The sequence below is a fragment of the Sphingomonas kaistensis genome (genome assembly GCF_011927725.1).
GTDB lineage: Bacteria > Pseudomonadota > Alphaproteobacteria > Sphingomonadales > Sphingomonadaceae > Sphingomicrobium > Sphingomicrobium kaistense.
In genome coordinates this window covers 302127-328118 of sequence record NZ_JAATJC010000001.1, presented here as the reverse complement: position 1 = coordinate 328118, position 25992 = coordinate 302127, and the positions used below count along the sequence as shown (strand labels likewise).

At 63.8% G+C, this 25992-nt stretch carries 19 protein-coding genes; 6 read left to right on the top strand and 13 right to left on the bottom strand.

All coding sequences use genetic code 11. The features are described 5' to 3' along the window. Positions 1-6: 6 nt before the first annotated feature. The 7 genes from GGQ97_RS01515 to GGQ97_RS01485 all read right to left on the bottom strand — a co-directional run bounded on the left by GGQ97_RS01515 (position 7) and on the right by GGQ97_RS01485 (position 12294). Positions 7-762: a hypothetical protein gene (locus GGQ97_RS01515; protein WP_168067315.1), complete on the bottom strand. Its 756-nt coding sequence runs from the start codon at positions 760-762 to the stop codon at positions 7-9. Positions 763-1385: 623 nt separating this feature from the next. Then, entirely contained in the window at positions 1386-3506 is a 2121-nt protein-coding gene (locus tag GGQ97_RS01510) for an NAD-dependent epimerase/dehydratase family protein (protein ID WP_168067314.1), read from the bottom strand. A 124-nt stretch (positions 3507-3630) separates the two neighbouring features. Then, positions 3631-4620, bottom strand: a complete 990-nt coding sequence (locus tag GGQ97_RS01505) for a glycosyltransferase (protein WP_209022768.1) — start codon at positions 4618-4620, stop codon at positions 3631-3633. A 108-nt stretch (positions 4621-4728) separates the two neighbouring features. Further along, positions 4729-5685 carry a glycosyltransferase gene (locus tag GGQ97_RS01500; protein WP_168067312.1) on the bottom strand — a complete coding sequence of 319 codons (957 nt, stop codon included), beginning with the start codon at positions 5683-5685 and terminating at the stop codon, positions 4729-4731. Between the two features lie 182 nt (positions 5686-5867). Then, positions 5868-7271: an HlyD family type I secretion periplasmic adaptor subunit gene (locus GGQ97_RS01495; RefSeq protein ID WP_342448419.1), complete on the bottom strand. Its 1404-nt coding sequence runs from the start codon at positions 7269-7271 to the stop codon at positions 5868-5870. Continuing rightward, complete coding sequence (locus tag GGQ97_RS01490; protein ID WP_168067311.1) at positions 7272-8993, bottom strand: type I secretion system permease/ATPase; 1722 nt, start codon at positions 8991-8993, stop codon at positions 7272-7274. A 241-nt stretch (positions 8994-9234) separates the two neighbouring features. Then, positions 9235-12294, bottom strand: a complete 3060-nt coding sequence (locus GGQ97_RS01485) for an Ig-like domain-containing protein (protein ID WP_168067310.1) — start codon at positions 12292-12294, stop codon at positions 9235-9237. A gap of 547 nt (positions 12295-12841) precedes the next feature. Here GGQ97_RS01485 and GGQ97_RS01480 point away from each other — a divergent pair. Further along, the gene (locus tag GGQ97_RS01480) at positions 12842-14200 is read left to right on the top strand and encodes an O-antigen ligase family protein (protein ID WP_168067309.1); all 1359 of its coding nucleotides are present in this window, start codon (positions 12842-12844) and stop codon (positions 14198-14200) included. Positions 14201-14259: 59 nt separating this feature from the next. Here GGQ97_RS01480 and GGQ97_RS01475 read toward each other — a convergent pair whose 3' ends face one another. From GGQ97_RS01475 to GGQ97_RS01455, 5 genes are all read right to left on the bottom strand, one after another. Next, positions 14260-15639: an oligosaccharide flippase family protein gene (locus GGQ97_RS01475; RefSeq protein ID WP_168067308.1), complete on the bottom strand. Its 1380-nt coding sequence runs from the start codon at positions 15637-15639 to the stop codon at positions 14260-14262. A 210-nt stretch (positions 15640-15849) separates the two neighbouring features. Beyond that, positions 15850-16995 (bottom strand): cell wall hydrolase, encoded by a 1146-nt coding sequence (locus GGQ97_RS01470; RefSeq protein WP_245197804.1) that lies wholly within the window; start codon positions 16993-16995, stop codon positions 15850-15852. Beyond that, on the bottom strand, positions 16992-17753 hold the full coding sequence (locus GGQ97_RS01465) for a WecB/TagA/CpsF family glycosyltransferase (RefSeq protein ID WP_245197803.1): 762 nt from the start codon (positions 17751-17753) through the stop codon (positions 16992-16994). The genes GGQ97_RS01470 and GGQ97_RS01465 overlap by 4 nt, the downstream gene beginning before the upstream one ends. Next, a complete protein-coding gene (locus GGQ97_RS01460) occupies positions 17737-19236 on the bottom strand; it encodes an exopolysaccharide biosynthesis polyprenyl glycosylphosphotransferase (RefSeq protein WP_168067307.1) in 1500 nt (499 codons plus the stop codon). The genes GGQ97_RS01465 and GGQ97_RS01460 overlap by 17 nt, the downstream gene beginning before the upstream one ends. Continuing rightward, positions 19233-20654 carry a tetratricopeptide repeat protein gene (locus GGQ97_RS01455; RefSeq protein ID WP_168067306.1) on the bottom strand — a complete coding sequence of 474 codons (1422 nt, stop codon included), beginning with the start codon at positions 20652-20654 and terminating at the stop codon, positions 19233-19235. The genes GGQ97_RS01460 and GGQ97_RS01455 overlap by 4 nt, the downstream gene beginning before the upstream one ends. A gap of 96 nt (positions 20655-20750) precedes the next feature. Between GGQ97_RS01455 and GGQ97_RS01450 the strand changes: the two genes are divergently transcribed. The 4 genes from GGQ97_RS01450 to GGQ97_RS01435 are packed head-to-tail and all read left to right on the top strand — an operon-like array spanning position 20751 to position 24793. After that, positions 20751-21356 carry a polysaccharide biosynthesis/export family protein gene (locus GGQ97_RS01450; protein ID WP_168067305.1) on the top strand — a complete coding sequence of 202 codons (606 nt, stop codon included), beginning with the start codon at positions 20751-20753 and terminating at the stop codon, positions 21354-21356. Beyond that, a complete protein-coding gene (locus GGQ97_RS01445) occupies positions 21353-22570 on the top strand; it encodes a hypothetical protein (protein WP_168067304.1) in 1218 nt (405 codons plus the stop codon). Before GGQ97_RS01450 ends, GGQ97_RS01445 begins: the two co-directional genes overlap by 4 nt. Further along, positions 22570-23988 carry a GumC family protein gene (locus tag GGQ97_RS01440; RefSeq protein WP_168067303.1) on the top strand — a complete coding sequence of 473 codons (1419 nt, stop codon included), beginning with the start codon at positions 22570-22572 and terminating at the stop codon, positions 23986-23988. Before GGQ97_RS01445 ends, GGQ97_RS01440 begins: the two co-directional genes overlap by 1 nt. Next, positions 23981-24793 carry a CpsD/CapB family tyrosine-protein kinase gene (locus tag GGQ97_RS01435; protein WP_168067302.1) on the top strand — a complete coding sequence of 271 codons (813 nt, stop codon included), beginning with the start codon at positions 23981-23983 and terminating at the stop codon, positions 24791-24793. The genes GGQ97_RS01440 and GGQ97_RS01435 overlap by 8 nt, the downstream gene beginning before the upstream one ends. A gap of 39 nt (positions 24794-24832) precedes the next feature. On the opposite strand, the gene GGQ97_RS01430 is transcribed toward GGQ97_RS01435, so the two are convergent. Then, a complete protein-coding gene (locus GGQ97_RS01430) occupies positions 24833-25651 on the bottom strand; it encodes an EpsD family peptidyl-prolyl cis-trans isomerase (protein ID WP_168067301.1) in 819 nt (272 codons plus the stop codon). Positions 25652-25736: 85 nt separating this feature from the next. On the opposite strand from GGQ97_RS01430, the gene GGQ97_RS01425 reads away from it, so the two are divergent. Then, entirely contained in the window at positions 25737-25991 is a 255-nt protein-coding gene (locus GGQ97_RS01425; RefSeq protein ID WP_168070612.1) for an XrtV sorting system accessory protein, read from the top strand. Position 25992: the final 1 nt, after the last annotated feature.

Here is a 25992-nt window from a genome sequence, read left to right as displayed (position 1 = left end):
GACGGTTCAGATCGCGAAGCCCAGCTTGTTCGCAACCCTCTTGTGAAGAGCCCAGAAGCTTAGCTGAGCTCGGCTAACCCAGCCTAGTTGTTGGATTAGGCGGGGCAGATGCTGCTCAGTAATGACGTGCCGGGCTGACACAGGCTCTTTCGGCGCGCTCAAAATATTGTTCGGCAAAACTTGGGTGTATACCGGCTCTGGCGAGCGGAGGCGCCTGAGCCTGACTCCCTTCTGATAAAGGAAGAAGCCAAGCCACAAATCATCATGATACATCAGTTTGGTGTCGGTAATGTTCTTTGCGGCGAACTCCTCAATTCCATCTAGGTTGGGAGTGTAGAAACTAACGCCATCGCAACCAGTCGCGACGGGAACGCCGTGCTCTCTGTACGTATGGTAAGAGAAGGAACTACCGTGATTCTTCCGCTGGGCTGCAATTAGGTTCTTCAGAAACCACGGCGAGTAGATCACATCGTCATCGGCTATCACAAGGTAGGACGGCTCCTGGATACGCGGAATGGACCCGAGTATCTTGGTGCTCGAGCCCCAGTCGCGACTGGCGATGACATGTTCGACCCGGGCGTAAGCGCCATTCACAAGGAAGTCGGGCACGACATAGCCAGACTGCTCCCATGCACAGAATTCGGGATGCACCAGTAAGATGCGGGTCGGCACGAGATCACCAGCCAACAGCGAATCTAAGGTCGGCTGTAGCTTGCCTATCCTGCTTGGGACGGTGGCAATACTAACAACGATGGGGATCATGCACCGCTCCAGCGGACACGACGTTGGCGATTGACCCTGTTCATTGCGGAAGCTTCAGCTTCGTCCGGCGACACCCCATCGAATAGGAGCCGATCGTATTCGGTATCGAACAACTGCCTATACTCCTCTGGGCGTAGCACTTTTCGTTCGATCAGCTTCAACCGAGCCGCAAGCGCTCAGCGTAGGCTTTGCAGGTTCAAAAACAAGGCTTCCGATCCCCGCTTCCTCCCCGGAGCTGCCGTCCAACGCAGCCACTTACTTTTCAAGGCTTATGGCCGGCCTGCACTTATCTAACGGTCGAGGCGGTCCACCCGGAGGCTTGCTCTGTCTTCACCTCATGCCTCGATCGACAGCCTAGAATTCGGCAGGACTTGGAGAGTAGTCGGCCTTGTCACGCCGCGAATGCGCCTATGCGATTACGACGCTGACAGGCTGGACATTTTTGGCGACACAATTGTAGCCTGGATTGAAGACAAAGTGGCGAAGCAGTTTGTATGACGCCGTCAGTCTTGCGAGACGCCCGCCTTAGCTCGCATGAGCGTGGAAGGACCCAGAAGGCGGCGATTCCACGCAGGGCTTGGACGAACTTGAACAAGGCTCCTCCGCGCTCCGTTCGCCTCTACTCAGCTTCGAGCCGACAGCCAGCCGGACAGTGATCCGGCAATGCCCCGTTCGATGAGTTCGTCGGCCGTGCCAACAGGTTGCCAGCCGAGGTCCTTTCGCGATGCTGCGGCATCGAAGCTGGCCTTCTGTGTTCGGGAAGCCCAATCGCGATAGCTGGGAATGCGTTGCGCATCGGCATGCCGCACCGCCACCTTGATCGGCCACTTGGCCATGTCTTCCAGATAATAGCGCCAGACCGGGCGCGGATGGATCTCGACTTTGAAGCCGCCGATACGCTCGAGCTCCGAGATATAATCCCGCGCCGACAGGAGGGGGCGGTCCACCAGGTTGTAGCTGCGGCCCTCGATGCCCGGCGCCTCCATGGCCTTGACCAGGCCGGAAGCGACATCATCGACAAGAACGAGCGGAAGCTTGTTGTCGCCGTCTCCCCAGAGTTCGACGACGCCTTCGCTGGTCCATCGGCCGACCCCCCAATGGAAGGGATTGCCGCCTTGCCCGATCACGATGCCCGGACGCACGACGACGACAGGCAGCCCCTTGGTCCGATGCAGCTGCAGCAGGACTTCTTCCCCGGCCGCCTTGGCGCGAGCGTAATAGTTGCGGCGACCGATGGAGGGATCGACCGGCGTCGAGTCAGAGATCGTGCCCGCCCCAGGGCCGGCGTAGAGACTGTCGATGGTACCGGTGTAGACGAGACGCTTGACGCCCTGCTTCAGGCAGATCTCCCCGAGGACCCGCGCCGGCTCCACTTCCCGCTCGAGGAACTGCGGCCAGGTCTTTGAATCGGTCGTCGCAAGGTGAAAGACATAGTCGATGCCTTCGAGAGCCCGCGAGAGGTCGTCGGCCGAGCTCATGTCGGCCCGCACGATTTCGACCTTTCCGCCGCCCTGCTGCTCCATGGCACTGTTCGGGCTGCGCGCTGCGATGCGGACTTCGTGACCGCTCTCCAGCAGCTTGCGGACGAGGGCCTTGCCGATGAAGCCCGTTCCGCCGATCACCAGCACCTTGGGGTTGATCGTCGCGGTCGGGCGAGCCTCTGCCGGAGCCGTTGCCGTCGAAACACCGGCCTTGGCGATGATCTCCTCGCAAAGCTTGATGACGCGATGCCCGGTCTGCCCCTCGAGCCGCCTGTCGGCAGGGGAGGTTTCTCTCACTTCGGCATAGAAGCTTGCGATGCTGTTCTGGATCGAGATCTGGTCCGGAGTACCCGTGCGGGGCAACTTCGCCTTGGCGAACAGAACATTGGCGATGTTCGAGCTCGCCTGCTTCCGGAGCTGACGCCCCTGATCCAAGGTTCGGGCACGGCGATCGAAGTCCAGTCCGGACGACGTTCGACGATCGATCACGCAGGTATTGGCGTTCAGGTCGCACAGACCTGTTCCGAGCAATCCACGGACCATGATGGTGCGCTGCGGGAAGCCGGGACCGAAGTTCATGGTGAGGTCGATTGCGGTCGAGCCCACGTCACCAGCGACGCGCCAGCGCCGGTAGGCCGTGCCACCCCCGGGTATGTCGAGCGGGCGGTCTGCGATCACCGACATGCGGTCCGGCTCGCCGGCGAGGTCGAGCAGTTCCGACACGAGGTGCGAACCGATCTCCATCAAGGCATTGCCGGGTTCGCGGACGATCCAGTTGTTGAAGGGCCCCATGCGCATCACCGGCAACTCGCTGAGATGGGTGATGCTGAGATAGTCGATCGGTCCGAGCGCACCCGAGTGAACATGCTGCCGCAGACGCTCGAACGATGACAGGAAGGTCAGGTTATGGTTCACGCCGATCTTGAGGCCGGCTTCCGCCGCGGTCTCAAGAAGATCGCTGGTTTCGGACGTCGACGCGCACATCGGCTTTTCGACGAAAACGTGACTACCCGCCTGCAACACCTTCTCGGCGAGGGCATGATGAGTGTCGGGCGGCGTCAGGATATGGACGACATCGATCTGCTGTTCGGCGAGCATCTGATCGAGGGACTGATAGGCCTTCGCGCCTTGGCCACTGGCCAACGCCTCGGCCCGTACGAGATTCGTGTCGCACACAGCGACGAGCTCCGCCGCCACATCGTGGATGATGCCCCGGAGGTGGAAATCGGCAATGAAGCCGCTTCCAACGATAGCGGACCGCAACTTGCGATCTGTCTGCGGTGTTCGCGAATTCAACTGACTCTCCGATGTATTTTGCGCTGGGGCTGACAAGATCGCTTTCGAGACGTCAAGCTTTACATGGCCGGGCCAAGTGCCGCCGGAGAGCTCAGGAGCGGCCGTTGGTTGCCGCAACTGATTCCAGAAATTCCGAATAGCGCCGGGCAATCACTTTCCAGCTGTAGCGTTCATGCGCCCAGTTGGCGGCATCGCTCCGCTGGCCAAGGTCAAGGGTCTGGCGAATTGCAGCAGACAGTTTGGCCTTGGATTCAGTGTCGACCAGTACGGCATGGTCCTCGAGGATCCACCGCGCGACTTCGTCGTCGTGGGCGACGATCGGGGTCCCGCAGCTGAGCGCCTCCACATAGACGTTGCCGAAGGACTCCCGGATCTTGGTATGCAGGAACACGTCTGCGCTTCGGTAGAGATCGGGCATCTGCTCGTGACGGAAGGTTGCGCGCATGAAGCGCCCGGGGATAAGCCGGTCGGCGAGTTGATCGACGTCGCTCCGCAGCGGACCGTCTCCGGCAACCACCAGCATCGCATTGGGCACGTCGGCAAAGGATTCAATGGCTTCAAGCACGCGCTTGCCTGGCTCAAGCGCACTGACCATCAGCACGATCTTCCGGTCGACCGGCAGCCCGAGTTCGGCCCGCCGTGCAGGACCCGGTGAGAAGCGCAGCGGGTCGACCCCGTTGGGAATGAGGCAGGAATTCCAGCGACCGCGATTGCGTTCGAAGTAGAGAGGGTTCGTGCAGATCAGGCCCTCGCAGGAGAATAGCGACGGTTCAGGTCCCTCGCCGCGTGGCGCCCAATCTCCATTCTGGGTCACGAAGACGTGCGGCGGTCTCCCGCCCCGGCGGGGACGGCGCAAGGCCCAATTCACGTAGGGGAAGCTGCAGGTGACGGTGACGTCGGTCGTGGCCATTGCGGGCAGGTGCAGCAAGCCCGCCGCGAAGGTCAGTTCCTCGTACATGAAGTGATGACGAAGGAAGGGCATGGTCGGCCAGCGCTCGAAGCGTTCCCGGGAGGCGGCAGGCACATGGATGAATTGGTAGGCGCGATCGTCCCGCGCCTGACCCGAGCCCACCAGGGTCACCTCGTGCCTCCCGGTCGTCGCAATCTCCTGGGCGATGTTCTCGAAGACGATTTCTGCGCCTCGGCCGAATCGGTGAAGGCCAGGTAGAGCAAATAATATCCGCACGATTCAACGATGCTCCACGCGAAGACCGAATGTCCCAAGACCCTTGCCAGTGGCATGCAGGATCTGGGCAAGGGTGAATCGCAGCTGAGGCTTTTGGCCGGAAGCCAGCCTCTTGACCGGCCGCAAGAATGCTCGCGCAAGCGAGGCCCCGGCGTGCACGGTCATGCGACCGCGCGAGACGCCGCTCTGCATCGAGGACAGGGCGGCGCTGTTGCCATGCCAGAAGTAGGCGTAGAGCTGATAGGCGAGTGTTGCGCGGTCCGCCGGTTCGTTCTCGTAAACGAAGCCTTGCTTCGCATAGCGGATGGTCAGCCCAGCCGCATGGGCGGCCCGGAAGAACACCATGTCCTCACCGCCGATAACGCCGAAATGTGGATCGAAACGGACGTCGGAGTGGCGCTTCAGCCACTCGTTCGAGATCATCGTATTGAAGGTGGCGGCGGAGGTCAGCTCGGCACCGTCCGGCCATTCGTCGACGCCAAGCTCGAGAAAGGGTTCGTCGACGATCCATTTCGGCGAGCCCTCGGGAACTCTCCGGACCATCCGCCCTGTGACAGCTTGGGCACCGGTCGATTGCTGCGCCGCCAGCATGGCCTCCAGCCAGTGGGACGGAACCTCGCAGTCATCGTCGGTCATGGCCGTCCAGTCCGCCATTCCGATGGCGGTCTCCAACGCAAGGTTGCGCGCCAGTGAAATGTTCTTCTTGCCGGAGATCGCGTAAGCGAGGCCAAGGCCGAACCGATCCGCGAAGGCTTCCGCAACGGGCCTCGCCTGCCCTTCCGGCGTATCGTCGACCAGCGCGACACCGACTTCGGCCTGGTCGGCAACCTGTCTTGCGGCTGCTTCCAGCGAGGTCAGCAGCCGCGCCAGCAGGTCGTTGCGCTTGAAGGTGCAGACCGCAACCGCGATCTTCACCCGCTCCCCGCCTGCCGATACACGCTTCTCCAACTGGATCTCCACATTCAACTGCGTGCGTCGACAGCCACTCACGCTTTATGCTGTGGCTACTTACCGAGCCGTTGCCGCGAGCAAAAATTCACGCTCGCACCGGGCCGGAAGAGACTTGCCGTCAAAGTGAACCACCGCTCGCCCGAGGGCAAGGACAGTGACGGCCGACGGTGCAGGCCCTCGTTATTGGCCGATCAATGCTCGCGGCCGGCCTTGCGCATGGCTGCGGTCAGCGGTTCGAGCATGTATTGCAGCGCGGTCCTCCGGCGGACCGGGATCTCGATCGTCACCGGCATGCCTGCGCGAAGCTGGAAGTCGGGCCCGCGCACGTCCTTGAGCAGGGCGAGCTGGGAGGGTTTAACCTCGACCGCGGCGGTGAAATAGCTTTCGCCGGTCTTTTCGTCGGTGAAGCTGTCGGCCGACACCCGCGTGACAATGCCCTCGAGCGGCGGAAGCGAACGCTCGTGGAGGGAATCGAAGCGGACAAAAGCGGTCTGCCCCGGCATCACGTCGTCGCCGTCGTTGACGGTCAACCGCCCTTCGACATGCAAGCCGGCGCGGTCGGGGACCACGTCCATTAGCCGCTGGCCCGCGGCGATGACGCCGCCCGGAGTGAACACCTGCAGGCCGACCACCGTGCCCGACGCCGGGCTGCGGATGACCGTCCGGGCGAGCTGGTCGCGCGCGGCGGCAAGCTTGGGGACGACCTCGTTCAGCGCCGCCTCGACGTCGCGCAGTTCGGTCGCGCTGCGGGCAAGATAATCGTTCTGCGCCTCGAGGCTCTGGAGGCGGCTCTCGCCGGCCTGATCGCGGCTCTGGGCGACGGTTGCATTATACTGCCCGCGCTGGCCGATCAGTTCGGCCTTGGCCCGCTCCAGCGCGCGGATCCGGCTTTGCGACACGAAGCCTTCCTCGGCGACGGTGCGGAGCGATTCCAGTTCCTGGTCGAGCGAACGGATCTGCTGGTCGAGCGCCGACACCTGCTCGCTATAGCCACGGCCAAGGTTGCCCGCGCCGGCACGCCGCTGGGCAAAGGCGCCGCGCTGCGCCTGGACCACCGCCAGCCGGGTGCGCAACTGGGCCCGCTGCACTTCCAGCGCGCGGGCGATCTCGATCCGGTCCTGAGGGTCGGTCATGCCCGCGAATTCGGCCGGCATGACGATCGTGGGACGGCCAAGCTGCTCGGACTGCAGCCGGGCGCGTTGCGCCAGGAGCGTGATCGCCTGCGACGACAGCGCCCGTTCCTGGGCCCGGACGTCGGCCGCGGCGAGGCTCAGCAGGACCTGCCCCTGCGCGACCTTCTGGCCCTCGCGGACGAGGATCTGGCCGACCACGCCGCCGTCGCGGTGCTGAACGGTCTGCCGCTGCCCGTCGATCACCAGCTTGCCCGACGCCACCGCCGCGGCATCGAGCCGGGTGATGGCCGCCCAGCCGATCAGCAGGACAAAGAACAGAAAGGCGATGGCGTAACCCAGCCGCATGTCGGAGCCCGGGTCGTCCACCCCCTTGGGAACCGAGGTGCCGCCGCTCCCGGAGCCGAAGCCCGGAAAGCCGGCCGGAAGCGCAGTGGCGGGAAGGTTGAGATCGATCGCGGACACTTAGGCAACTCCGGGTTGCGGCGTGGGGGCGGGGACGGATTTCTGGGCGGAAATCTGGCGCAATATCTCGTCCTTGGGACCGTAGGCGGCGACCTTGCCGTCCTGGATGATCAGCAGGCCGTCGACGATCGGCATCATGCTCATCCGGTGCGCGACCAGCAGAATGGTCGTGCCGCGGGCCTTGGCCTGGTGCAGGCATTGCAGCAGTTCCTGGTCGCCGTCGGCATCGAGGTTCGAATTGGGCTCGTCGAGGATCAGGATCGACGGTCCGCGGAACAGCGCGCGGGCAAGCGCCACCCGCTGCGACTGGCCGGCCGACAGCCCGCGTCCGTTGAGGCCGAGCTGCTGGTCGTAGCCGCCGGGCAGCCGCTGGATGAGGTCATGCGCGCCGGCGATCTGCGCCGAGGCGATCGCATCGGTGTCGATCTGCGCCGGGTCCTCGCCCATCCGGTTGCGGAAGCGGGCGATATTCTCCTTGATCGAGCCGCGAAACAGCGCGGGCTCCTGCGGCATGTAGCCGACATGCTCGGCCAGCCGCTGCGGGTCCCAGTTGCGCTGGTCGGCCCCGTCCAGCCGGATCACTCCGTGACTGGGAATGAGCGCACCCGCCAGCGCGCGGACCAGGGTCGATTTGCCGGCGCCGCTCGGGCCGACGATCGCGATGACCTGGCCGGGCTGGACCGCGAAGGTGATGTTCTGGAGGATCGGCTGGCCGTCCTCCGACATGACGTGCAGGTCCTCGACCTCGATCTTGCCCTGCGGCCGCGGCAGCTGGGTCAGCGCGATCTCGGGCGCGGACTGGTCGAGCAGGGTGTTGAGCGTGGTCCATGCCCCGCGGGCCTGGACGATCTGCCTCCAATTACCGACCATCTGGTCGATCGGGGCCAGCGCCCGGCCGACAATGAACATCGAGGCGAAGATCGCCCCCGGGCTGATCAGCCCGTCGATCGCCAGCAGCGCGCCGACGCCCAGCGCAAGCGACTGGAGGAACTGGCGGACGAACTTGGAGGTGGCGGTGACCCCGCTCGACGCCAGGCTCGCCTCGGTCTGCAGGCGCATCATGGTCGCGCGTTGCGACAGGTGGCTGTTGACCATCGCGTCGCGCATGCCGAGCGCGCGGACCACGTCGCCCGCCGCAACGGTGGACTCGAAGTCCGAATAAGCGAGGCCCGCGGCCGCATTGGCGTCCTGCAGCCGGGTGCGAGTCACCTGCTCATTACGAATGGCGAGCAGGATCACGAGCACCGCGCCGACCACCGACAGAAGGCCGATCCATGGGCTGATCAGGAACGCGACCAGGACATAGACCGGGACCCACGGCGCATCGAGCACCGCGAGGATGGCGGGGCCGGTCATCGCCTGGCGCAGGGTGTCGAATTCGCGCATCGCCTGAAGCGCGCCGCGCTGGCCGGTCTGGGTTGGCCGGCCGAGCGTCGATTCAAGGATCGTCCGCGCCAGCTGGGCGTCGAGCCGGACCCCGGCCCGGACCAGCAGCCGCGAGCGCAGCACGTCGAGCGCGGCCATGGTGACGAGGCCGATCAGCAGGAACAGGGTCAGCATGTAGAGGGTGGTGTTGCCGCGGGTCGGAACCACCCGCTCGTACACCTGCAGCATGTACAGCATCGGCACGATGAAGAGCAGGTTGACCAGCGCGCTGAAGACGATCGCGGTCGTGAAATGCCGCCGGCACGCTTCCAAGGCTGTCCTGATCGCGTCGTTCATCAACTTTCCCACCCACTGCACGGGATTGGCCACAGCACGCGCTTCCGTTGCGTGCTTCCCTTAATCGCAATGCTTCTCGGCGAATATGGTTAATAGGGTTTTACGATCCGCACCGGGGCGATCGCCCGGCGGGAATGGCGGCCGCGCCACACAGGCGGCGTCGCGCGGTCGCCCAAACGCGATCGGCGCCCCCGCTTCGATGAAGCGGAGGCGCCGACTTTCGTGGCCCCGAGGGCCTCGCTTACATGTAGAAGAAGCTTCCCAGGTCGAGCGGCCCGTGGTTCTGGACCAGCGCGATCAGTTCGTCGCGGCTGTCCAGGACGCCGTTGCCGTTGGTGTCATGATAGATGCCGGTGCCCGAGAAGCCCTGCAGGTTGTTGATCCAGCCCTGCAGATAGTCCCCCGCGCTGCCCTTCAGCTGCAGCTTGTCGCCGCTTCCGAAGTCGGTGATCCGGGCGAAGTCGTTGGTCCCGGAAGTGCGCGACGAGCCGTCGTCGTAGAAGCGGCCACGCTCGTCGCCGAGCACGAAGACATCGTTGCCGGCGCCGCCGGTCAGCGTGTCGATGGTGCCCTTGCCAAGGCTCTTGCCGTTGCCGACCCCGACCAGCTGGTCCATCCCGCTAGTGCCGATCAGCACGTCGTTGCGGGTGGTTCCCTCGATGACGTTGACACCCAGCGTCACCGACAGGGCGCTCGACATCTGGCCCTTGTTGCCGGCCGCGTCCTCGACCTGCGCGCTATACTTGTAGTTGCCCGAGGTGACGCCGTCGTTGAACGACCAGCTGCCGTTGGACACCGAAGCGGTGCCGAGGCGTACGCCGTCGCGGAACACGACCACCGTTTCGTCCGCGCCCAGCGTGCCGGCCACCGTTCCGCTGACCATCGTGCCACCACCGCTGGTGCCGGACGACAGCGAGGCCGTCCGAAGCAGGGTGGAGTCGCCCGACGTACCGGCCGCGGTCACGCTGACCGCCTGGGTCGGCGCCACCGTGTCGATCGTCAGCGAGAAGGCTGCCGAGACGGCACCCGACTGGCCGGCCGCATCGACGACCTTGACGACATAGTCATGCTTGCCGTCGCTGGCGCCCGGATCGGTGAAGTTCCAGCTGGTCGAGGTCGGCGAGACCTGGCCGATCAACTGGCCGTCACGATACACCGCCAGCTTCTGCCCGGAGCCGAGCAGCGCCGACAGCGTTCCCGTCAGGGTCGGCGTGCCATCGTTGGTGACCGCACCATTGTTGACGCTCGACACCGTTCCGACATCGTCGATTGCGCTTGCGATCAGGGCGATCTGGCCAGGCGCCGGCGTTTCGGGCGACGGGGTCGGAGTGGGAGCAGGAGCGGGGGCAGTGCCCGACGCGTTGATGTCGAGATAGGCATAACCGGAGCCGGTGAAGCCGACGTAGACGAGCCCAAACTGATCCATGTCGCCGGAAATCGTCTTGATGGCGTCGAGGCTACCCATCGGCCGCTCACCGATCTTGGTCCAGCTGTTGGCTGAATCGGTGGAATAGAAAATGCCGTACTCACCGTTGACGAAGCCGGCGACATAGACGGTCGCTGGCCCACCGGCAGTTGCCGGCGCACCGTAGCCAAAGGTGATGGCCTTCACGCTATCGAGGGCCTTCCACGTGGCGCCGCCATCGGTGGAGTGCATGAACGGCACGCCATCAGGCGCATTGATCCCGCCGCTGCCCAGCGGGCCCGAGGTGAAATAAAGCTCGCCCTTGCTACCCGGAACCGCCTCGATCTTGGCGTTCCACTGGGAGAAATTCGAGATCTCACCGCTGTAGACCTTCGACCAGTTCACGCCGCCGTCGGTCGTGCGATAGACGCCGCTGCCGGCATCATAGAGGTAGAAAGTGTTCGGCTGGACTCGATCAGCGGTGATGGTCGTCCGTGCCAAATAATAGGCGGAGTGCAGATCAGAAAAACCAGTCACTCCTGGGAGCGAAATATTCGTCCAGGTTTTCCCACCGTCAAGCGTGTAGGCGGGGGTCTTGTTGCCCGCCGACACCCAGATGAAGTTGGTCGCAGTGCTGGCAGCGATGCTGCCGCCGATCGTATCCATCGCCCACGACGGAAGGCCAGCGAACTTCTGCCAGGTCTTGCCACCGTCGGTGGAGTAGCCGCTGTTCTCCCTGCCCCACCAATCGGAGATACCGACGACGAAATTCGGATCGCTGGAAGCATAATCCAGTGACCAGCCCATCGAGAAGTCGCCGCCGCTGTAGCTGGTCGCGTAGGTATCCGGATCATCCATGTTGATGAACGCTCGGTCCCACGAGCCAAGCACCAGGTCGCCTCCGGCGGGGGCGATGATGTCGTTGGCGACGAGCTGCTCGATTCCGGAGCTGTGCGAGTTCCAGATCACGGTGTCGGTCCACACCATCTTGCTCGGAATGTCGGTCTGCCAGACGCCCACGCCCGCAGCTTGCCATAGCTTGCCCGGTACCAGCGGATCGAAAACGATCCCACCCGAACCCATGTACTTGTCGGTGCTCTCGAGCCACGGGACGTCCGAGCTTGATTCGAGCTTGCTGTACCAGCTCCAGCCACTCCACGTCGCACCGCCGTCCCTGCTCTCCTGGAGAGTTCCGCCCGGCGTCCCAATGATCAGGTGCGAGGGATCGAAGGGATCGATGGCGATGCTATGGATGCCGTTATTGCTGTCGGTGCCAAGTGCCTTCCAAGTGCCGTTGCTGTACTTCCAAATAGTGCCGTCGGTCAGGCCCGTGGCGTAATAGCTGCCATCGGGCGAGATCACTGCCGTATCGATGGTGCTGGGGCCGCCGATGGCCTTCCAGGTCTGTCCGCCGTCGCTGCTCGCGTAAACGCCGCTGCCTGCGGTTCCAACGTACACAACATTGCCCTGGATGCTGATGCCGGTCATGCCAGGGTCGGAAGTGTTGGTTCCCTGCGGCACGGCAGCAATCTTCTGCCAAGTCGACCCGCCATCGCGAGTGACCCACAATCCATCCTTCTGCGTACCGGCAAAGACAATGTCTGGATTTGAGGGGTCGATGGCGAGCTTCTGACCGCTCATCCGGTTATTGCCATTCGGATCAAGATCGTGGATCGGGAAGTCGGTCTTCGTCCAGGTCGCTCCGCGATCAACGGTTTTGAAGATGCCGTCGGACATCGCCATGTAGAAGACGTCGCTGTCGCTGGCAGCGATGCGGATTTCGTAGACGCCGTACTTGTAGAAGGACGTGTCGGGCATGCTGAAGGCGGTCACGAGCTGCGTCCAGGACGAGCCGTTCCAGATGTAGGCACCGTAAGTATCGGTGCGCGCAACCATTGTACCGTCCGGGGCGACATCAATACCGGTGATGAATCCGCCAGCGCCAACCTTCACTGGCTTCCAAGTGCTATCGAGTGCGAAGTCGTCTGCCACTTAAAGCCCCCATCAAGCTTCCGGATCAGCGATCCGCCACTTGGCTGACCTCACCGACCTATTGAGACTGTCTCGGGCAGAAGAGTTAATATTGTCCTGCCCGGGACAGCATCTGTGTTCATTCTTGAGGAGTTTGCCGGGCGTGCAGAGGGCCACCGCGGGCCGCTAAGCGCTTGGTCGGCTTTACACTTCCTAGGGTCCCCACCCGCGCCCCTCAATAATTCCGCCACTGAAAACGAGTAGCGGATCGGAAACTGATTATCGGTGAGTCGAAGGGGGGTCGCGTCCAGCGGTGAGACGGGGCGGAACCGATGGTTTGGACTGGATGGTGTTAAATGGGCATTGCCTCCCGGGGCTCATCCGAGTCAGACAGTCGTGTCTTCGGTACGCGGAGAGCGGGTCGTAAGGACGACCTGTTAAAGGCCTAGTTTGGCGGAGCGGGAACAAGCGAATGAAATGGGCTGCCCTGGCGCTGCTGCTACTGATGGTACCGGCTCTCGCTGCTTGGCTCCGAACGAATCCGAATCTGGCCGTCGTCCTATGGGGGGGGCTGACCTTCCTGCCTTTTGTGCTGACGCCTTGGCACATGCTGATGGCGACCTACTCCATGCCTTTCTGGAGCGGGTACGTGAAAGGCTGGGAGGTCACGGCACTCGACGCTCTGGCTCTGGCGATCCTTTTCGGCACGAGGAACCGATGGCGCGGAATGGTTCTGGTGGTTCCATTCGCGCTCTATTTCCTCGCCGTGCTCGTTGCGGTTATGCAGGCCCGGTTCGGGACTATTGCCTTTGGCTACCCTGTGCAGCTGATCCGGGTGGCGCTCGTCTTCTTGGCGGTGGCGCAGGTGGCCAGGATGGACAGGGGGGAAAGGGCGCTGGTGACAGGCCTTATCCTGGGCTTAACCGTGCAAGCACTCTACGCGCTTTGGGCGCGCGCCGGCGGCGCACTGCAGACGGGCGGTTCAATGGGCCACCAAAACCTTCTCGGGTTCGCTTCCCACATGGCGGTGATGCCAGCCTTCGCGATGCTGCTGGCGGGACGATACACGAAGACCGCCCTGTTAGGCGTCGTCTCCGGCCTGGTCGTGGTCGCCCTGACAGCATCGCGGGGCACTATCATCATCTCCGGTTTCGGTATGGTGCTCGTGCTGGTCCTCTCCCTTGGACTGCGCTTCAGTGGCCGTAAGGCGATTGTCGCTATGGGCGGCGTTGCGGCTCTGGCCGTAGGCTCGTACTTCGCCTTTGAGAGCCTTAACCGGCGATTTGCGGTGCAGGGCCAGATGGCGCTCTTCGAGGAGGACGCCCAGCGACCTGCCTTCGAGAAAGCCGCATATCTGATGATCGAGAACAGGCCGTTCGGGGTCGGGCCCAATCACTATGTGTTCGTTGCGAACACGGAGGGTTATTCCGCTCGGGCCGGTGTGGATTGGTCTACGGGCAATCGCTCCGCAAACGTGCACAATGCATTTTTGCTGGTTTGGGTGGAGACTGGACTGCTCGGCCTGATCACCCTGATTGCTTTACTGGGATCGGCAATCTGGCACGCCTTTTCAAAAGCAATGAAATGGAGGCGGCGACCCGAAGCCGACATGTTCATCGCCACCGGAGTCGCGATCGTCTGCATTTCCATTCATAGTTTCGTCGAATGGGTGCTAGTCATGTATTCTGCCCAATACCTTATTGCATGCACGCTTGGGATGATCGCGGGAATGAGCATGCGTTTACGGGCCTCGTCCAAACAACCGGCGGCGCGACCCGTGATGGCGCCCCTTCTAGTTGCCGGCAAGAATGCTCCGCTTGTCACTAGCTGATACGATTATTCGTAAGTCGGGTTGGGCAGCAATGTAACCTGAGTTTCTCAGGCTCCCACTCAAGCGCCGAAGTGCGAAAGCAGTTCACGCCAAGCGGGCCAACTTTCCACTAATCCGATTTCGGTTAAGAGCATGTGAAGGCCAATCGCGAGGCCCGCGAGCGAAGCCGTAAACAAAAGGTCCTGCCGTTTAAAGCTGATCCCTGCTCGCGCTTCGCCAAAGCTCAACATAGCATATCGGCAGAGTTCCGACGCGACCATCGCCCACGCTGCTCCCACGATGCCGAAACTGGTGACGGCATAGGGCAAAGTGACCACGAGCGACACGAACTTGGCACAGTTGCCCCCAGCCAGATATTCCGGCCTGCGTAGCCCGAGCAGCACATTCTCGTTGAGTGTGTTAATGATTCCGAACCAAACGGCGATTGCCGCTACTGGCAAGACCAACGCCGCATCGCGGTAGCGATCGTCATACAGCAATTCGACGATCAGGTCCGCGCCGGCGATAAGGGCCGCCGTCACGCAGCAGGCAAGCGCCATGAAGTTCAACCTGTGACGGACTATCCGGTGCCTGATGTCGCGGCCGTCCAAGTCCATTGAGGCCACGCTCGGAAAGATAATCGCGCTGCCGAGCTTGCTTCCAAACTGACCGAAGATGTCGGCCAGCGATCTTGCCAGTCCGTACAGGCCAAGGCTTGCCAGGCTCACATATTTGGCGAGCACCAGGCGGTCGAAGTTCGTAGCCAGGAAGAATGCCACGGAAGAGATAAAAACCCATTTTCCAAGGTTCACGATCTCGTTCACGTGCGCTCTGACCAGTTTGAGTCGCAATTTCAGGCCGGGTACGAGCCAGTATGTGAAGGTCGTAGCGACGCCGATCGCCAGGATGTTCCCGTAAAGCAGCCCGTAGATATCTCGCTGAAGATAGACCGTGAGGATAGTCAGGGCCGATCCTACGATGCCGGAAGACAGCTCGTAGACGGCAACGCGAAAGGACTGGAGCTCCTTGATCGCCAAAGGGAGTGCAATTGAATGGAGCCCCATGACGATGATCATGGCGCTGAGGAACGGCAGTATTTCCGCGAGATTGATGCCAGGGTAGAAGAAGTCCGCGACGGGAATGAAACCCAGCGGGAACAGGCACAGAATGACCGCCCTGATTAACTGGAGCGTCCAGGCAGTGTTGTAGAAATCCGGATTTCCTGAATTCCGATTTGCCACAACATTCTGCGCGATTCCGACGTCAGTGAGCAGTTCCAGTCCCACTCTCAAGGACGTGAGAAGGATCATCAAACCGAATAAGTCGGGCGCAAGGAGCCGCGTCAGGACGAGGTTGGTCCCGAAGCGAACGACCTGCGTGCCCATGTAGCCGAACGTGGTCCAGCCGACCCGCATCAGCAGGGGCCGTGCGCCGGCCCCCTTCATGCCAAGGATGGGCAAATCACGACGCCTTTCGACCGGGACAACCAGCGCGCGCCCTCATCTGACAAGTCCGCATGACGGGTAGCGTGCCTTCCATGATCGTTACGAACTTGCGGCCCCGCGATGATCGGCAGCAGGTCCGCTTAAGGGGGCGATAGCAGCGAAAGCAAGCGCATCTGACAGTCTGCATCCGCCCTGATCCGAGTTGCGGCGGCTGTTTGGCCTGGCTCAGCAGCCGTCCTTGCTCGCTCCTACCCGCTGCACCGCCGATTCCACCGCGCGGACCGATTGCACGGGTCCATTCTTGCAGGTCGCTTCGGCGCTGGCCTTGGGCTTGGGGGCGGTGCCCGGGGCCGCTTCGCCGAGGATCAACTGCCCGCGCGCCAGGTCGGCCTGGAGCGGGCTGCTGTCCGGCGCCTTGACCTGCGGGGCGGGGGCGAGCACCTCGACCCGGTCCTCCTCGACCTTGATCTCGGCCGGCAGGTCGCTCGGCGCCGTGACGTTCTCTAGCGTGTCGAGGCTGTCGCTGATGACCTCCGCCATCGGCAACTGGACCGATGGCTCGGTTCCGGCATAGCCCTGCCGGAATGCAGTGCGCGACCCGGCCGAGCCCCTGAAATTGTAGAAGATATGACGCCCGATCACCGCCACCTTGTCGAGCGACGCGGCCCAGTAGGGTACCACGTAATCGGCATGGTAATGGGTCGAATAGCCGACCGGCGCGAAGGTCCGGCCGGCCAGCGCCTCGCTGGCGATCAGTCGCGAGCGGGCCCACAGATAGGCCACCGGAGTCCGTGCGAGGGAGCCGTCGCAGGTGAAGGTGAACTGGCAACCGGTGACCCGCTGGCTGCCCTGGTAGACCACCCCGCAGACACTGTTGGGGTAGCCGCCGTGGCGGACGCGGTTGAGGATGACCTGGGCCACCGCGCGGCCGCCGTCGACCCCTTCGGAGGCGGCTTCGTAATAGATGGCCTGGGTCAGGCAATCGACCGCGCGAAGCCGGCTGATCTCGTCGGCCCGCAGCTTGAAGGGCAGGGCGGCGGCCACGGTGGGCGCCTCGACCGGACGCTCGGCGTTGAGCTTTTGCGCTTCCTCCGGGCTGAGCGGCCGGAACAGGTCGGGCGGCGGAAGCTCGGGAATTGCGGCGGCCGCGGCTGCGGCGGCGGCATCGGCCCTCGCCTTGGGTCCTCCTCCCGCACCGGACGCCAGGCTTTCCTGGAAATGCAGCCCGGCGGCAATCGCGGCGGCCAGCAGCGCCACGGCCACCAGCAGGATGACCGCGAGCTTCTTCTGGCGGCGCGCGCGGAGGCGGCCGGGTGACGCACCCGGCAGGGTCAGATGCCGCGCGCCGGTCGGGGTAATCGTCTCGATCAACGAACCGCGGTGCCCCGGCGGTGGCGGGCGGCGAGCAGGAAGATGCGCGGACCCTCGACCAGGTAGCGGCGCCACATCCGCTTGGGGTCCGAGGCCAGGCGGTGGACCCACTCGATGCTCAACCGCTGCATGATGCGCGGCGCGCGGCGCTGCCGCTCGGTGATGAAATCGAGCGAGGCGCCGATGCAGAGCGCCATCCCGGTCGCCTGCGGGAAGGCCCGCACCGCGCCAGCGATCATCTCCTGCTGCGGCGAGCCGACGGCGATGAAGGTGAAGCGCGCCCGCGCCTCGGCGATGAAGCGCGCCGCCTCTATCCGTGCGGCGGCATTGCGGCGCAGGCCCATTGGCGGCTCGTAATGGACCAGGTCGACGCCCGGATAACGCCGGCCGAGGTCGGCCACCATGTCCTTGTCACCGCCGATAATGGCGATCCGGTCGCCCGGCTTGATGACATTTTCAAACAGGCTTGGCGTGAGGTCGCTGCCGGGAACCACCGGAAGCGACAGCCCCCGGGCGCGGGCAAGGTGGGCGATGATCCGGCTGTCGCACAGGCTGAGATCGGCCTCGCGGTACAGCGGCTCTAATTCCGCCGCCTGCGCCGGATCGTCTAGCCGCACGACATGGTCGACGTTGGGCGTCACGACATAGCCGTAGGGCGTGGCGCTGGTGACGGCGGACAGCCGCGACAGCACGTCGGCCATGGTCAGCCGGTCGAACCCCACGCCGACGAACGGCACCCGCTCAGTAGGCATCGGCATCGAGGAACACGGCCCTGACGGTCAGCACCAGGATCCACAGATCGAGCCACACCGACCATTGATTGATATATTGCTGGTCGAGCTCGACCCGGCGCTTGGCCCGCTCGAGCGTGCGGATCTCGCCGCGCAGACCCTTGACCTGGGCAAGGCCGGTGATCCCCGGCTTGACCCGGTGACGGCCGGCATAGCCCTTGACCGCTTCCTGGTAGAACAGGTCGCCGACCCGCATGTGAGTGGCGTGGGGGCGGGGGCCGACCATCGACATGTCGCCCTTCAGCACGTTCAGAAGCTGCGGCAATTCGTCGATGCTGAGGCGGCGCAGGACCTTGCCGACCGGGGTCACCCGAGGGTCGGCCTTGGTCGTGGTCTGCAGGCCGACGAGGTCGGTCTGGGTGGCGTACATCGAGCGGAATTTGAGGACGTGGATGACCTCGTTGTTGAACCCGACCCGCGGCTGCACGAACAACACCGGTCCGGCACTGGTCAGGCGGATCAGCAGGGCCGAGATCAGCATGATCGGCGACACCGCGATCAGTGCCAGCAACGCGAGGATCACGTCCTCGGTCCGCTTCAGCATGCCGCTGACATCGCGCCACGGCCGCTGCCACACCGTCAGGACCGGCAGGGTCCCGATCAGGCGGACGCGGTAATCGGGCGCAAGGTCGATCGCCTGGTCGGGGATAAGCGAAATGTCGACGCACACCGAATTCAGCCGCTCCATGATCTCGTGGAGCCGGGCTGGCGGCAGGTTGCGGACACTGATCAAGACCTGGTCGACCTCCCCGGCGCGGGCCATCGTCGCAAGCTCGTCGCTGCCACCGATGAAGCGGAGCTCCGGGACATCGGGTAGCTTGGGGCGGTCGTCGGCAACCCCGACGAAGTGGAGATGGCTGAGATTGCTCGACGCAAGCACCTTGCGGATGGCCTCGATCGAGCCGGGGTCGGCGCCGTAGAAGGCGATGCGCTGCCCGATCACGCCGCGGGTCGCCATCCGGTCAAGCATGCGATGGAACGGCCAGCGCGAGGCCGCGAGGAAGGTCACGGTGGCGGCGACATACAGCACGCTCACGCCGCGCGAGAAATTCTCCACCATGCCGGACAGGAAGACGAGGGCAGTGGCGACCAGCCCGCCCAGCAACGCATCGAACACCGCGCTGTCGCCGCGCTCGTTGAGTGTGAACAGGTTCTGGAGGTAGCTGTCCTTCGACACCCGGAGCAGGATGAAGCTGCCAAGCATCGCCGTGAAGGCAAAGAAGTGCACCGAGGGGACCAGCGGCTGCGCGAACAGCCAATCATACAGGAACAGCGTCGCCGGCAAGGCCAGCAGGAAGCAGAGCATGTCGCGCAGGAACAGCATCGGGCCGACAATGTTCGACGTGAACCGCGTCCCGGTCGCCGTCAGATTGGGCGCACGCCGTTCGGGCGCCAGCCGTTCGGGCGCTGCCTCCTTCAGCAGGATGTCCTCGTCCGAGGGCGCGATCACGCAAAGCTCCGGGTTATCTGTTCGTTGCGCTTATCGTAAAATTCTTGCGAGAGTCGCTGCGCGGCGTCCGCTCCGTCGGATTTTGCCACGAGTGGCTTTAGCGCATCGTAAATGGTGCGGTCACCGCCAATGTCGTGGAAGGCCTCCCACAGGGTCCGGCGGGCCCCCTCCGTGTCACCCGACGCCGCATAGACGCGCGCCATCAGCAGCCGGGCGGAAGGTGCATTGCGGTCCGCTGCCACCAGTTTCTGGGCGTCCTCGATCGCTGCCTCATGTTGTCCGGCCCGGCTCCGCAGCAGCGCGCGAGCCCGCAGGGCCTCGCGGTTCTTGCCGTCGACTTGAAGCACGGCGTCCAGCCGCGACAGCCCGTCGCGAGCCCGGCCGCTCTGCACCAGCGCTGTCCCGTAAATGGCATTGGCGACGATATTCGCCGGTCGCACCGGCAGGCTCGCATCCTTCTCGATCAGGGACAGCACCCGCGCCGGTTGCGCCGTGAAGGTCAGGAAGCGGGCGATCGCGATGCGGCGACCGGTGTCGGCGCTCTGTGCCCAGGTGAACAGGCGGTCGGCGACCTTGTCCTGCAGGCCGAGCGCGATCCACGGCGCGAGCAGGACGTCGATGTCGTCCTTCTCGACGCCCTTCAGCGTCACCGCCGCAGCGGCATCGATCGCTCCCGAGCGCAGTTCCGCTTCCACCAGCCGCACCCGCGCCTGCTGGTCAGTAGGCTGCCAGTTAAGATAGCTGCGAAGCGCAGAGGCGGCCTGCGGCCAGTCTTCCTTCAGCTCGTAGATGCTGGCAAGCGCGCGGAGGCTCATCGCGTCCGAAGGCTGCTGCGTGATCTGCGAGCTCAGCAGCGTGATCGCATCCTCCCGGCGGCCCTGGGCCATCAGGATCCGCGATTGCAGGACTTTGCCATTGGGATCGAAGGGAGCAAGCGCCGCAAAGGCCGCGACCTGGCGATCGGCTTCCTCGAAATCGCCCCGCCGAAGCGCGACATAGCCCTTGGTCAGCGGCACTGCCGAATTGGTCGGCGCGACCAGCTCGAGCTGGCGGGCATTGTCGCTGGCAACTTCCAGATTGCCCCCGCGAAGGGCGAGCTGGGTCATGATCGAGAGCACCTCGACATTGCTTCGGTTCAGCTCATGTGCACGCTGGAAGGCGTCATAAGCTGCTCCATAATCGGACAGCTGCATGCAAACCTTGCCAAGCTCGACCCAGTAATCGGCGTTGGAATCATCGGCCGCCACAAGCTTCGCGAGAGCGCGCCGGACTTCGCGAAGATCACCCCCTACGACTGCGGCCTGGTAGTCGGCATAAGCGCTTTGAGCCTGCTCCTGGCGATTGTCGCAGGCGCTCAGCGAAGCGATCAGGATCAGGGACGGGAGCAGTACAAAGCTCAACCTGTTCTTGTGGTTCATAAAGGGGTTCGACTAGACCTTTGAGCGGATTTTGACCAGAAGAGTCGAGTGAGAACACCGAACACCTCCCAGTACCCCGATTTGAGCAGGAGTAACATGGCGCGCATTAACATCTACCTAGCCCTGCTGCTTGCCATCGCCTTTGGCGCGTTTGGCAGCACGGCCAGCGCCCAGCAGGCAAGCCAGGCTGCTCCCACCGGGGTCGCGTACCGCATCAACCCGGGCGACGAAATCGATGTGCTGGTGTGGGGTGACGAGCGGCTGCAGCGCAGCGTTCGGGTGCTTCCGGACGGAACATTCGCCTTTCCGCTGGTCGGGCAGGTCGTCGCCGCGGGGCGGCTTCCTTCCGAACTGGAGCGGATCATCACGGCCGGCCTTCAGCCGCAATATCGCGGCTCGGTCCCGCAGGTGACGGTGTCGGTCAAGAATCCGACCGGCTTCCAGTTCTCGGTGGTCGGCAAGGTCAAGGGGCCGGGCACCTTCACTCCGGGTCGCTACGTCAACGCGCTGGAAGCCTTGAGCATCGCGGGCGGCGCCACGGAATTCGCCGATCTCGGCAATATTCGCATTATCCGCAAGTCTGGTAGCGATCTGTTGACGATCCGTGTGCGAATAGTGGACGCGCTAAGGGGTAGCGGAGGGCGCTTGAACTCGAACGACATACCGCAGATCTTGAGCGGCGATACATTGGTGGTTCCATGATCACCGGCAAGCATTTCCTGCGCGCCCTTGCCGGCGCCAGCCTGCTGCCGCTGTTCGCGGCCGCCCCGGCCCATGCCCAGAACGAGACCTTTCTCGATCTGCAGGCCGGCCTTGGCTATTCGACCAATCCCGATCTGCGCCTGGATGGCGTCGGCAGCGCGTTCGGCCGGATTTCGGCTTACGGCTATCATGGCTGGAGCACCGAGCGGAGCCGATCGAACATCTCGGCCTATGTCGAGAACAGCACCTATTTTCGTCGCTACGGCAACCGGCAGTTGTTTTCCGTTCAGGGCAATAACAGCACCAAGATCAGTGAGACCGTCACGGCCTTTGGTAGTGCCGGCTTCAGCGGCGACTTTGGAGCGCAGCTGAGCTCGCGTTTTTTCGACGCTCCCGTCAATACTGCCCCGGTCGATCCGGTGATCCCGGAAGGCTCCGTCATCGTGGTCAATCCTGACCTCGCCGCCCTTTCGCAGCGCCAGTACCGCATCTTTGGCAACGGAGGCCTCAGCTTCACCCTGTCGCCGCGCGACAGCCTCACCGGCACCATCGGCGCGCAGCGGGCCTTTTTCAAAGGCAATGCGGGCAATCTGCTCAACTACACCCAATTGGATTCCACCTTGGCCTGGAATCGTCAGCTGGACGAGCGGCTGTCAGCCGGTGTGAGGCTGATCGCGAGCAAGTCCGATTACACGCTCGACCGGTCGATCCTGACCTATGGACCGCAAGTTACCGCCAACCTGCGGCTCGACGAGAGCCTTGAACTCGACGGCGCGATCGGCTTCGTCAGGACCGAACGCGACCTCGGGCCGCTCGGCGAAAGCAGTTCGACCGATCTCGCGTTCGACGCGTCGCTGTGCCGTAATCTGGAATATGAACGGATGTGTGCCGCCATCGCGCGGCGGACGCAGAGCACTTCGATTGGGGCTGCGCCGACTTCCTCGAGCCTCTCGGCTAATTACTCGCGGCGCTTGAATGCGCGTGACCAGATCCAGCTCGCCATTGCCGCGACCACGACCGACTCGGCTCGTGAACTCGGACTTGGACGCCAGAACTTCTACTCGGCGTCGGGCTCGTTCGACCGGAAGATCAGCCTGCGTCTGTCTGCGGGCGTCAACGTCGCCGCTCGCAAGTTCACCATCGGAGGACCGGATCCCAAGGCAGACATCGGCGGGTCGCTGTTCATCCGCAATCGATTTGGAAGCGTGCGCTGATGGATGAGACGGAAACCGGGCAGGGCGGGATCGGGTGGTTTTTCAACCACCTGCCCACCATCATGTGGCAACGACGCAATTGGGTCATCTGGCCCTTCGTCGTCACTACGCTGGCGGCAGCGATCGCCGCCTTTGCGCTGCCCACCCTATATCGCTCGACGGCCAGCCTGCTGGTCCAGTCGCAGGACCTGCCGACCAGCGTGGTCGAGGCGCCGACCGCAGGCGACATCGAGCAGCGCATCGCCCGGATCCGCGAGCGGGTGCTGAGCCGCGGCGACCTGATCCGGCTGATCGAGCAGAACAACCTGTATCCCGAGGATCGGCAGAGCGATCCGCTGTCGGAAATCGTCGAAAAGATGCGCGACGCGACCACCGTCGGCGCGCAGACCAACGACCTCGGCGGCTCCTCGGGTGGTACCAACGACACGATCGCGATCGATATCAGCTTCGATTATTCCGATCCGGGCCAGGCCCAGGAAGTCCTGCAAAGCTACGTCAACGACTTCCTGGCTCAGGACAGCGAAGACATTTCCGAGCAGGCGCGGCTCAGCGTCCGCTTCCTCGAGGACCAGGCCAATCGCCTGCGCGGGCAGATCAGCACCCTCGAGAATCAGCTGACGACGCTCAAGGCCCGCAACGGGGCCGCGCTGGCGCAAAATGCTCCGCCGATGATGGATCTCGGCAGCTATTCGAGCCAGATCGCCAGCCTCGAAAGCCAGAACCGCGAGCTCCTGGCGCAGGTCAATCGCGTGCCGCGCAAGGACCCGCAGGTCGCCAATGCCGAGGCCGTGCTGGCTGCGGCGCAAGCGCTGTACAACGACAACCACCCCGACGTCGCGGCCGCGCGCGAGCGGCTCCGCGCCGTGCAGCAGATGTCGCGCGCCAATCCGTCGCAGGACGAATCGGGGCTGTTGCGTGGCCAGATCGCCGCCAACAACCAGGCGATCGGCTCGCTTCAGGCGGCGCGCGCCTCGGCCATGGCGCAGGCGCAATCAGCCGTCGCCGGTTCGGCCCGGGCTCCGGCCATTCTCGAGCAGGCGATGCAGCTGGAGAATCAGGCGACCGGCCTTCGCGAGCAGTATCGCAAGGTCGCCGACGATCTCCTCAAGGCGCAGAACAGTGCACGCCTCGCCAACGAGCAGCGCGCCGAGCGGCTGTCGCTGGTCGAGCCGCCGAACCTGCCCGACACGCCCTACTCGCCCAACCGGCCGTTGCTGATCGCCGGCGGCGCCATTCTCGGCCTGGTGCTCGGGCTCCTGCTCGCCTTCGCCGTCGAATTCCTCCGGCGCCCGCTGCGCAGCCCGTCGCAGATCGAAAGCCTCGGCTTCCCGGTCCTTGGCGTGGTGCCGCTCCTCGGCGCCAAGAAGAAGCGTTCCCGCTTCAATTTCTTCCGCAAAAAGAGTCCGCGATTTGCATAGCTCCATCAACCAGATCCCGGGCGACGCCGCCGATCGCCATTCGACGCCGGACCAATTCGTCGCCGATGCGCTCGACAGTCCCGAAGTGCTCGGCTGGAGCCCGGAACGGGCGCTGTCCGGCGGCATCTACGGCTTCAACAGCATCGATCCGCGCTCGCGCAGCTTCAACCTGGTGCGCGGCCGCCTGCTCGAGCTGAAGCGCAGCCGCAACATGCGGCTGGTCGGCGTGGTCTCGGCGACGCCCAATGTCGGCAAGTCGTTCGTTGCCGCCAACATCAGCGCCAGCCTCAGCCGCGATCCGCAGATCCGCACCTATGCGGTCGACCTCGATCTTCGTCGCGGCTCGCTCAGCACGCAGTTCGGGATCATCCCGGAAAATGGCCTCAACGAATATCTCGCCGGGGGCGGCCGGTTCGAAACCTACGCGCTCGACGGCGAAGCGCTGACCATCATCCCGACCCGCGGCGGGATGGTCCACTCCGCCGAGTTGCTGGCCTCGGCCCGCGCACGCGGGATGTTCCAGGCCATGCGCCGGAGCAATCCGGACAATCTCTTCGTGTGCGACCTTCCGCCGGTCTTCGCCAACGACGACGCGGTCGCGAGCATGGCCTATCTCGATGCCTATATCCTCGTGTCGGAAGAGGGCCTGACGACCGAGCGCGAGATCAAGGATTCGGTCGACGCGCTCGGCCGCCAGAAGCTGGCTGGCGTCGTCCTCAACAAGTTCAAGGGCGGCGTGCTCAGCGACGGATATGGCGTCGAGAATTACTACGCCGTCGGTTACGGCGTCGAGCGCGACAACTAGGGTCTAGTCGCCCGCGCTCCACGGCGCCGCCGTGGCTGCCTATTTCTTGGCAGGCGGCGCGAAGCCTTCCTTATATTCGATCTTGGCAGCGGACCGCAGCTCTTTCAGCCGCTGCTGGAGCGAGGTGGTGCTGTTCTGCCGGCGCATCGCATTGACCGCCTCGGTCTTTGCGTTCGGCCCGGTCAGCGGGTTGGGCTCGCGGGTGGCGATGGCGCTTGCGACCGACTTGTTGCCGGCCGGAACGATGAACGGCTCACCCGGCCCGAGGCGGGCCAGCTGCGGGTAGAGCTCGGACGGGATGACGCTGGTGACCAGCTGGTTGTTGCCGCGCTGGAACGGGATCCGCGCCGCCGTCAGCACGCCGGCCAGTTCTTCCAGCGTCTTGGTCGCGGTGATCCGCTGCTGCACCGCCTTGTCGGTGGGCGTGTCATACTGCAGCTGGTCGAGTTTCCACACTTCGCGGTTGGCGAAGGCCTGCGGCTGCTTGGCCTGGAACGCGGCGATCTCCGCGTCGGTCGGAAGCTTGCTCGTGTCCATCGACCGGTTGGCTAGCATGCCGATCAGCAATTCCTCGTTCAGCTTCTGCTGGCGCGAGATGAAGTCCGGCGACCGGTCGATCCCGTCCTTGCGGGCCTGCTCGGCCAGCAGGCGGCGGTCGATCAGGCCCTGCAGGATGCGATTGGTGACCGCCTTCTTGTCGGCTCCGTCGGGAACGTTCGCATTGGCCAGTTCGGCATTCAGCTGCGAGGCGGTTATCTCCTCATCGTTGACGACCGCGACGGTCTGACCTTCCGCCTTCTTCTGGCAAGCCGTGCAGGTGGCGAGAAGGAGAAGCGCGACAAGGGTACGATGTTTCATAGAATGCGAAGCCTCGAGAACTGCTGTTTCTGGAGGCTAGCATCGATGCTAGGAGTACACCAGACAGGCGGAGGAGTTGCTGTTCGTGGAAACGCCATATGACTGGATTACCGTCGGCATCTTCGCCGGACTGATTGTTCTTTTCATGCAGCGCTCGACCAGCGAGAGCAATGATGTGGACGATCCCTTGTGGATGTACCTTGCTGCCGGCGTCGGTTGTGCACTTGCCAATTACGCCGGGAATGAGGGCCAGCATCTGCTTGCCGCCCTGGCGATCGTCGGCACGCTCGCCTTCGTGTTCCATTTCCTGAAACCGTTCCGCTGGCCCCGCGCCGATTAGG

Coding starts and splice junctions, on each gene's coding strand:
- GGQ97_RS01515 (WP_168067315.1), bottom strand. CDS start 762: ATGATCCCCATCGTTGTTAGTATTGCCACCGTCCCAAGCAGGATAGGC.
- GGQ97_RS01490 (WP_168067311.1), bottom strand. CDS start 8,993: ATGAACGACGCGATCAGGACAGCCTTGGAAGCGTGCCGGCGGCATTTC.
- GGQ97_RS01485 (WP_168067310.1), bottom strand. CDS start 12,294: ATGGTTGCGCGCACCGATACTTACGGTGCCTACATCTGGAACGGCTCG.
- GGQ97_RS01480 (WP_168067309.1), top strand. CDS start 12,842: ATGAAATGGGCTGCCCTGGCGCTGCTGCTACTGATGGTACCGGCTCTC.
- GGQ97_RS01465 (WP_245197803.1), bottom strand. CDS start 17,753: ATGCCGATGCCTACTGAGCGGGTGCCGTTCGTCGGCGTGGGGTTCGAC.
- GGQ97_RS01455 (WP_168067306.1), bottom strand. CDS start 20,654: ATGAACCACAAGAACAGGTTGAGCTTTGTACTGCTCCCGTCCCTGATC.
- GGQ97_RS01450 (WP_168067305.1), top strand. CDS start 20,751: ATGGCGCGCATTAACATCTACCTAGCCCTGCTGCTTGCCATCGCCTTT.
- GGQ97_RS01445 (WP_168067304.1), top strand. CDS start 21,353: ATGATCACCGGCAAGCATTTCCTGCGCGCCCTTGCCGGCGCCAGCCTG.
- GGQ97_RS01440 (WP_168067303.1), top strand. CDS start 22,570: ATGGATGAGACGGAAACCGGGCAGGGCGGGATCGGGTGGTTTTTCAAC.
- GGQ97_RS01430 (WP_168067301.1), bottom strand. CDS start 25,651: ATGAAACATCGTACCCTTGTCGCGCTTCTCCTTCTCGCCACCTGCACG.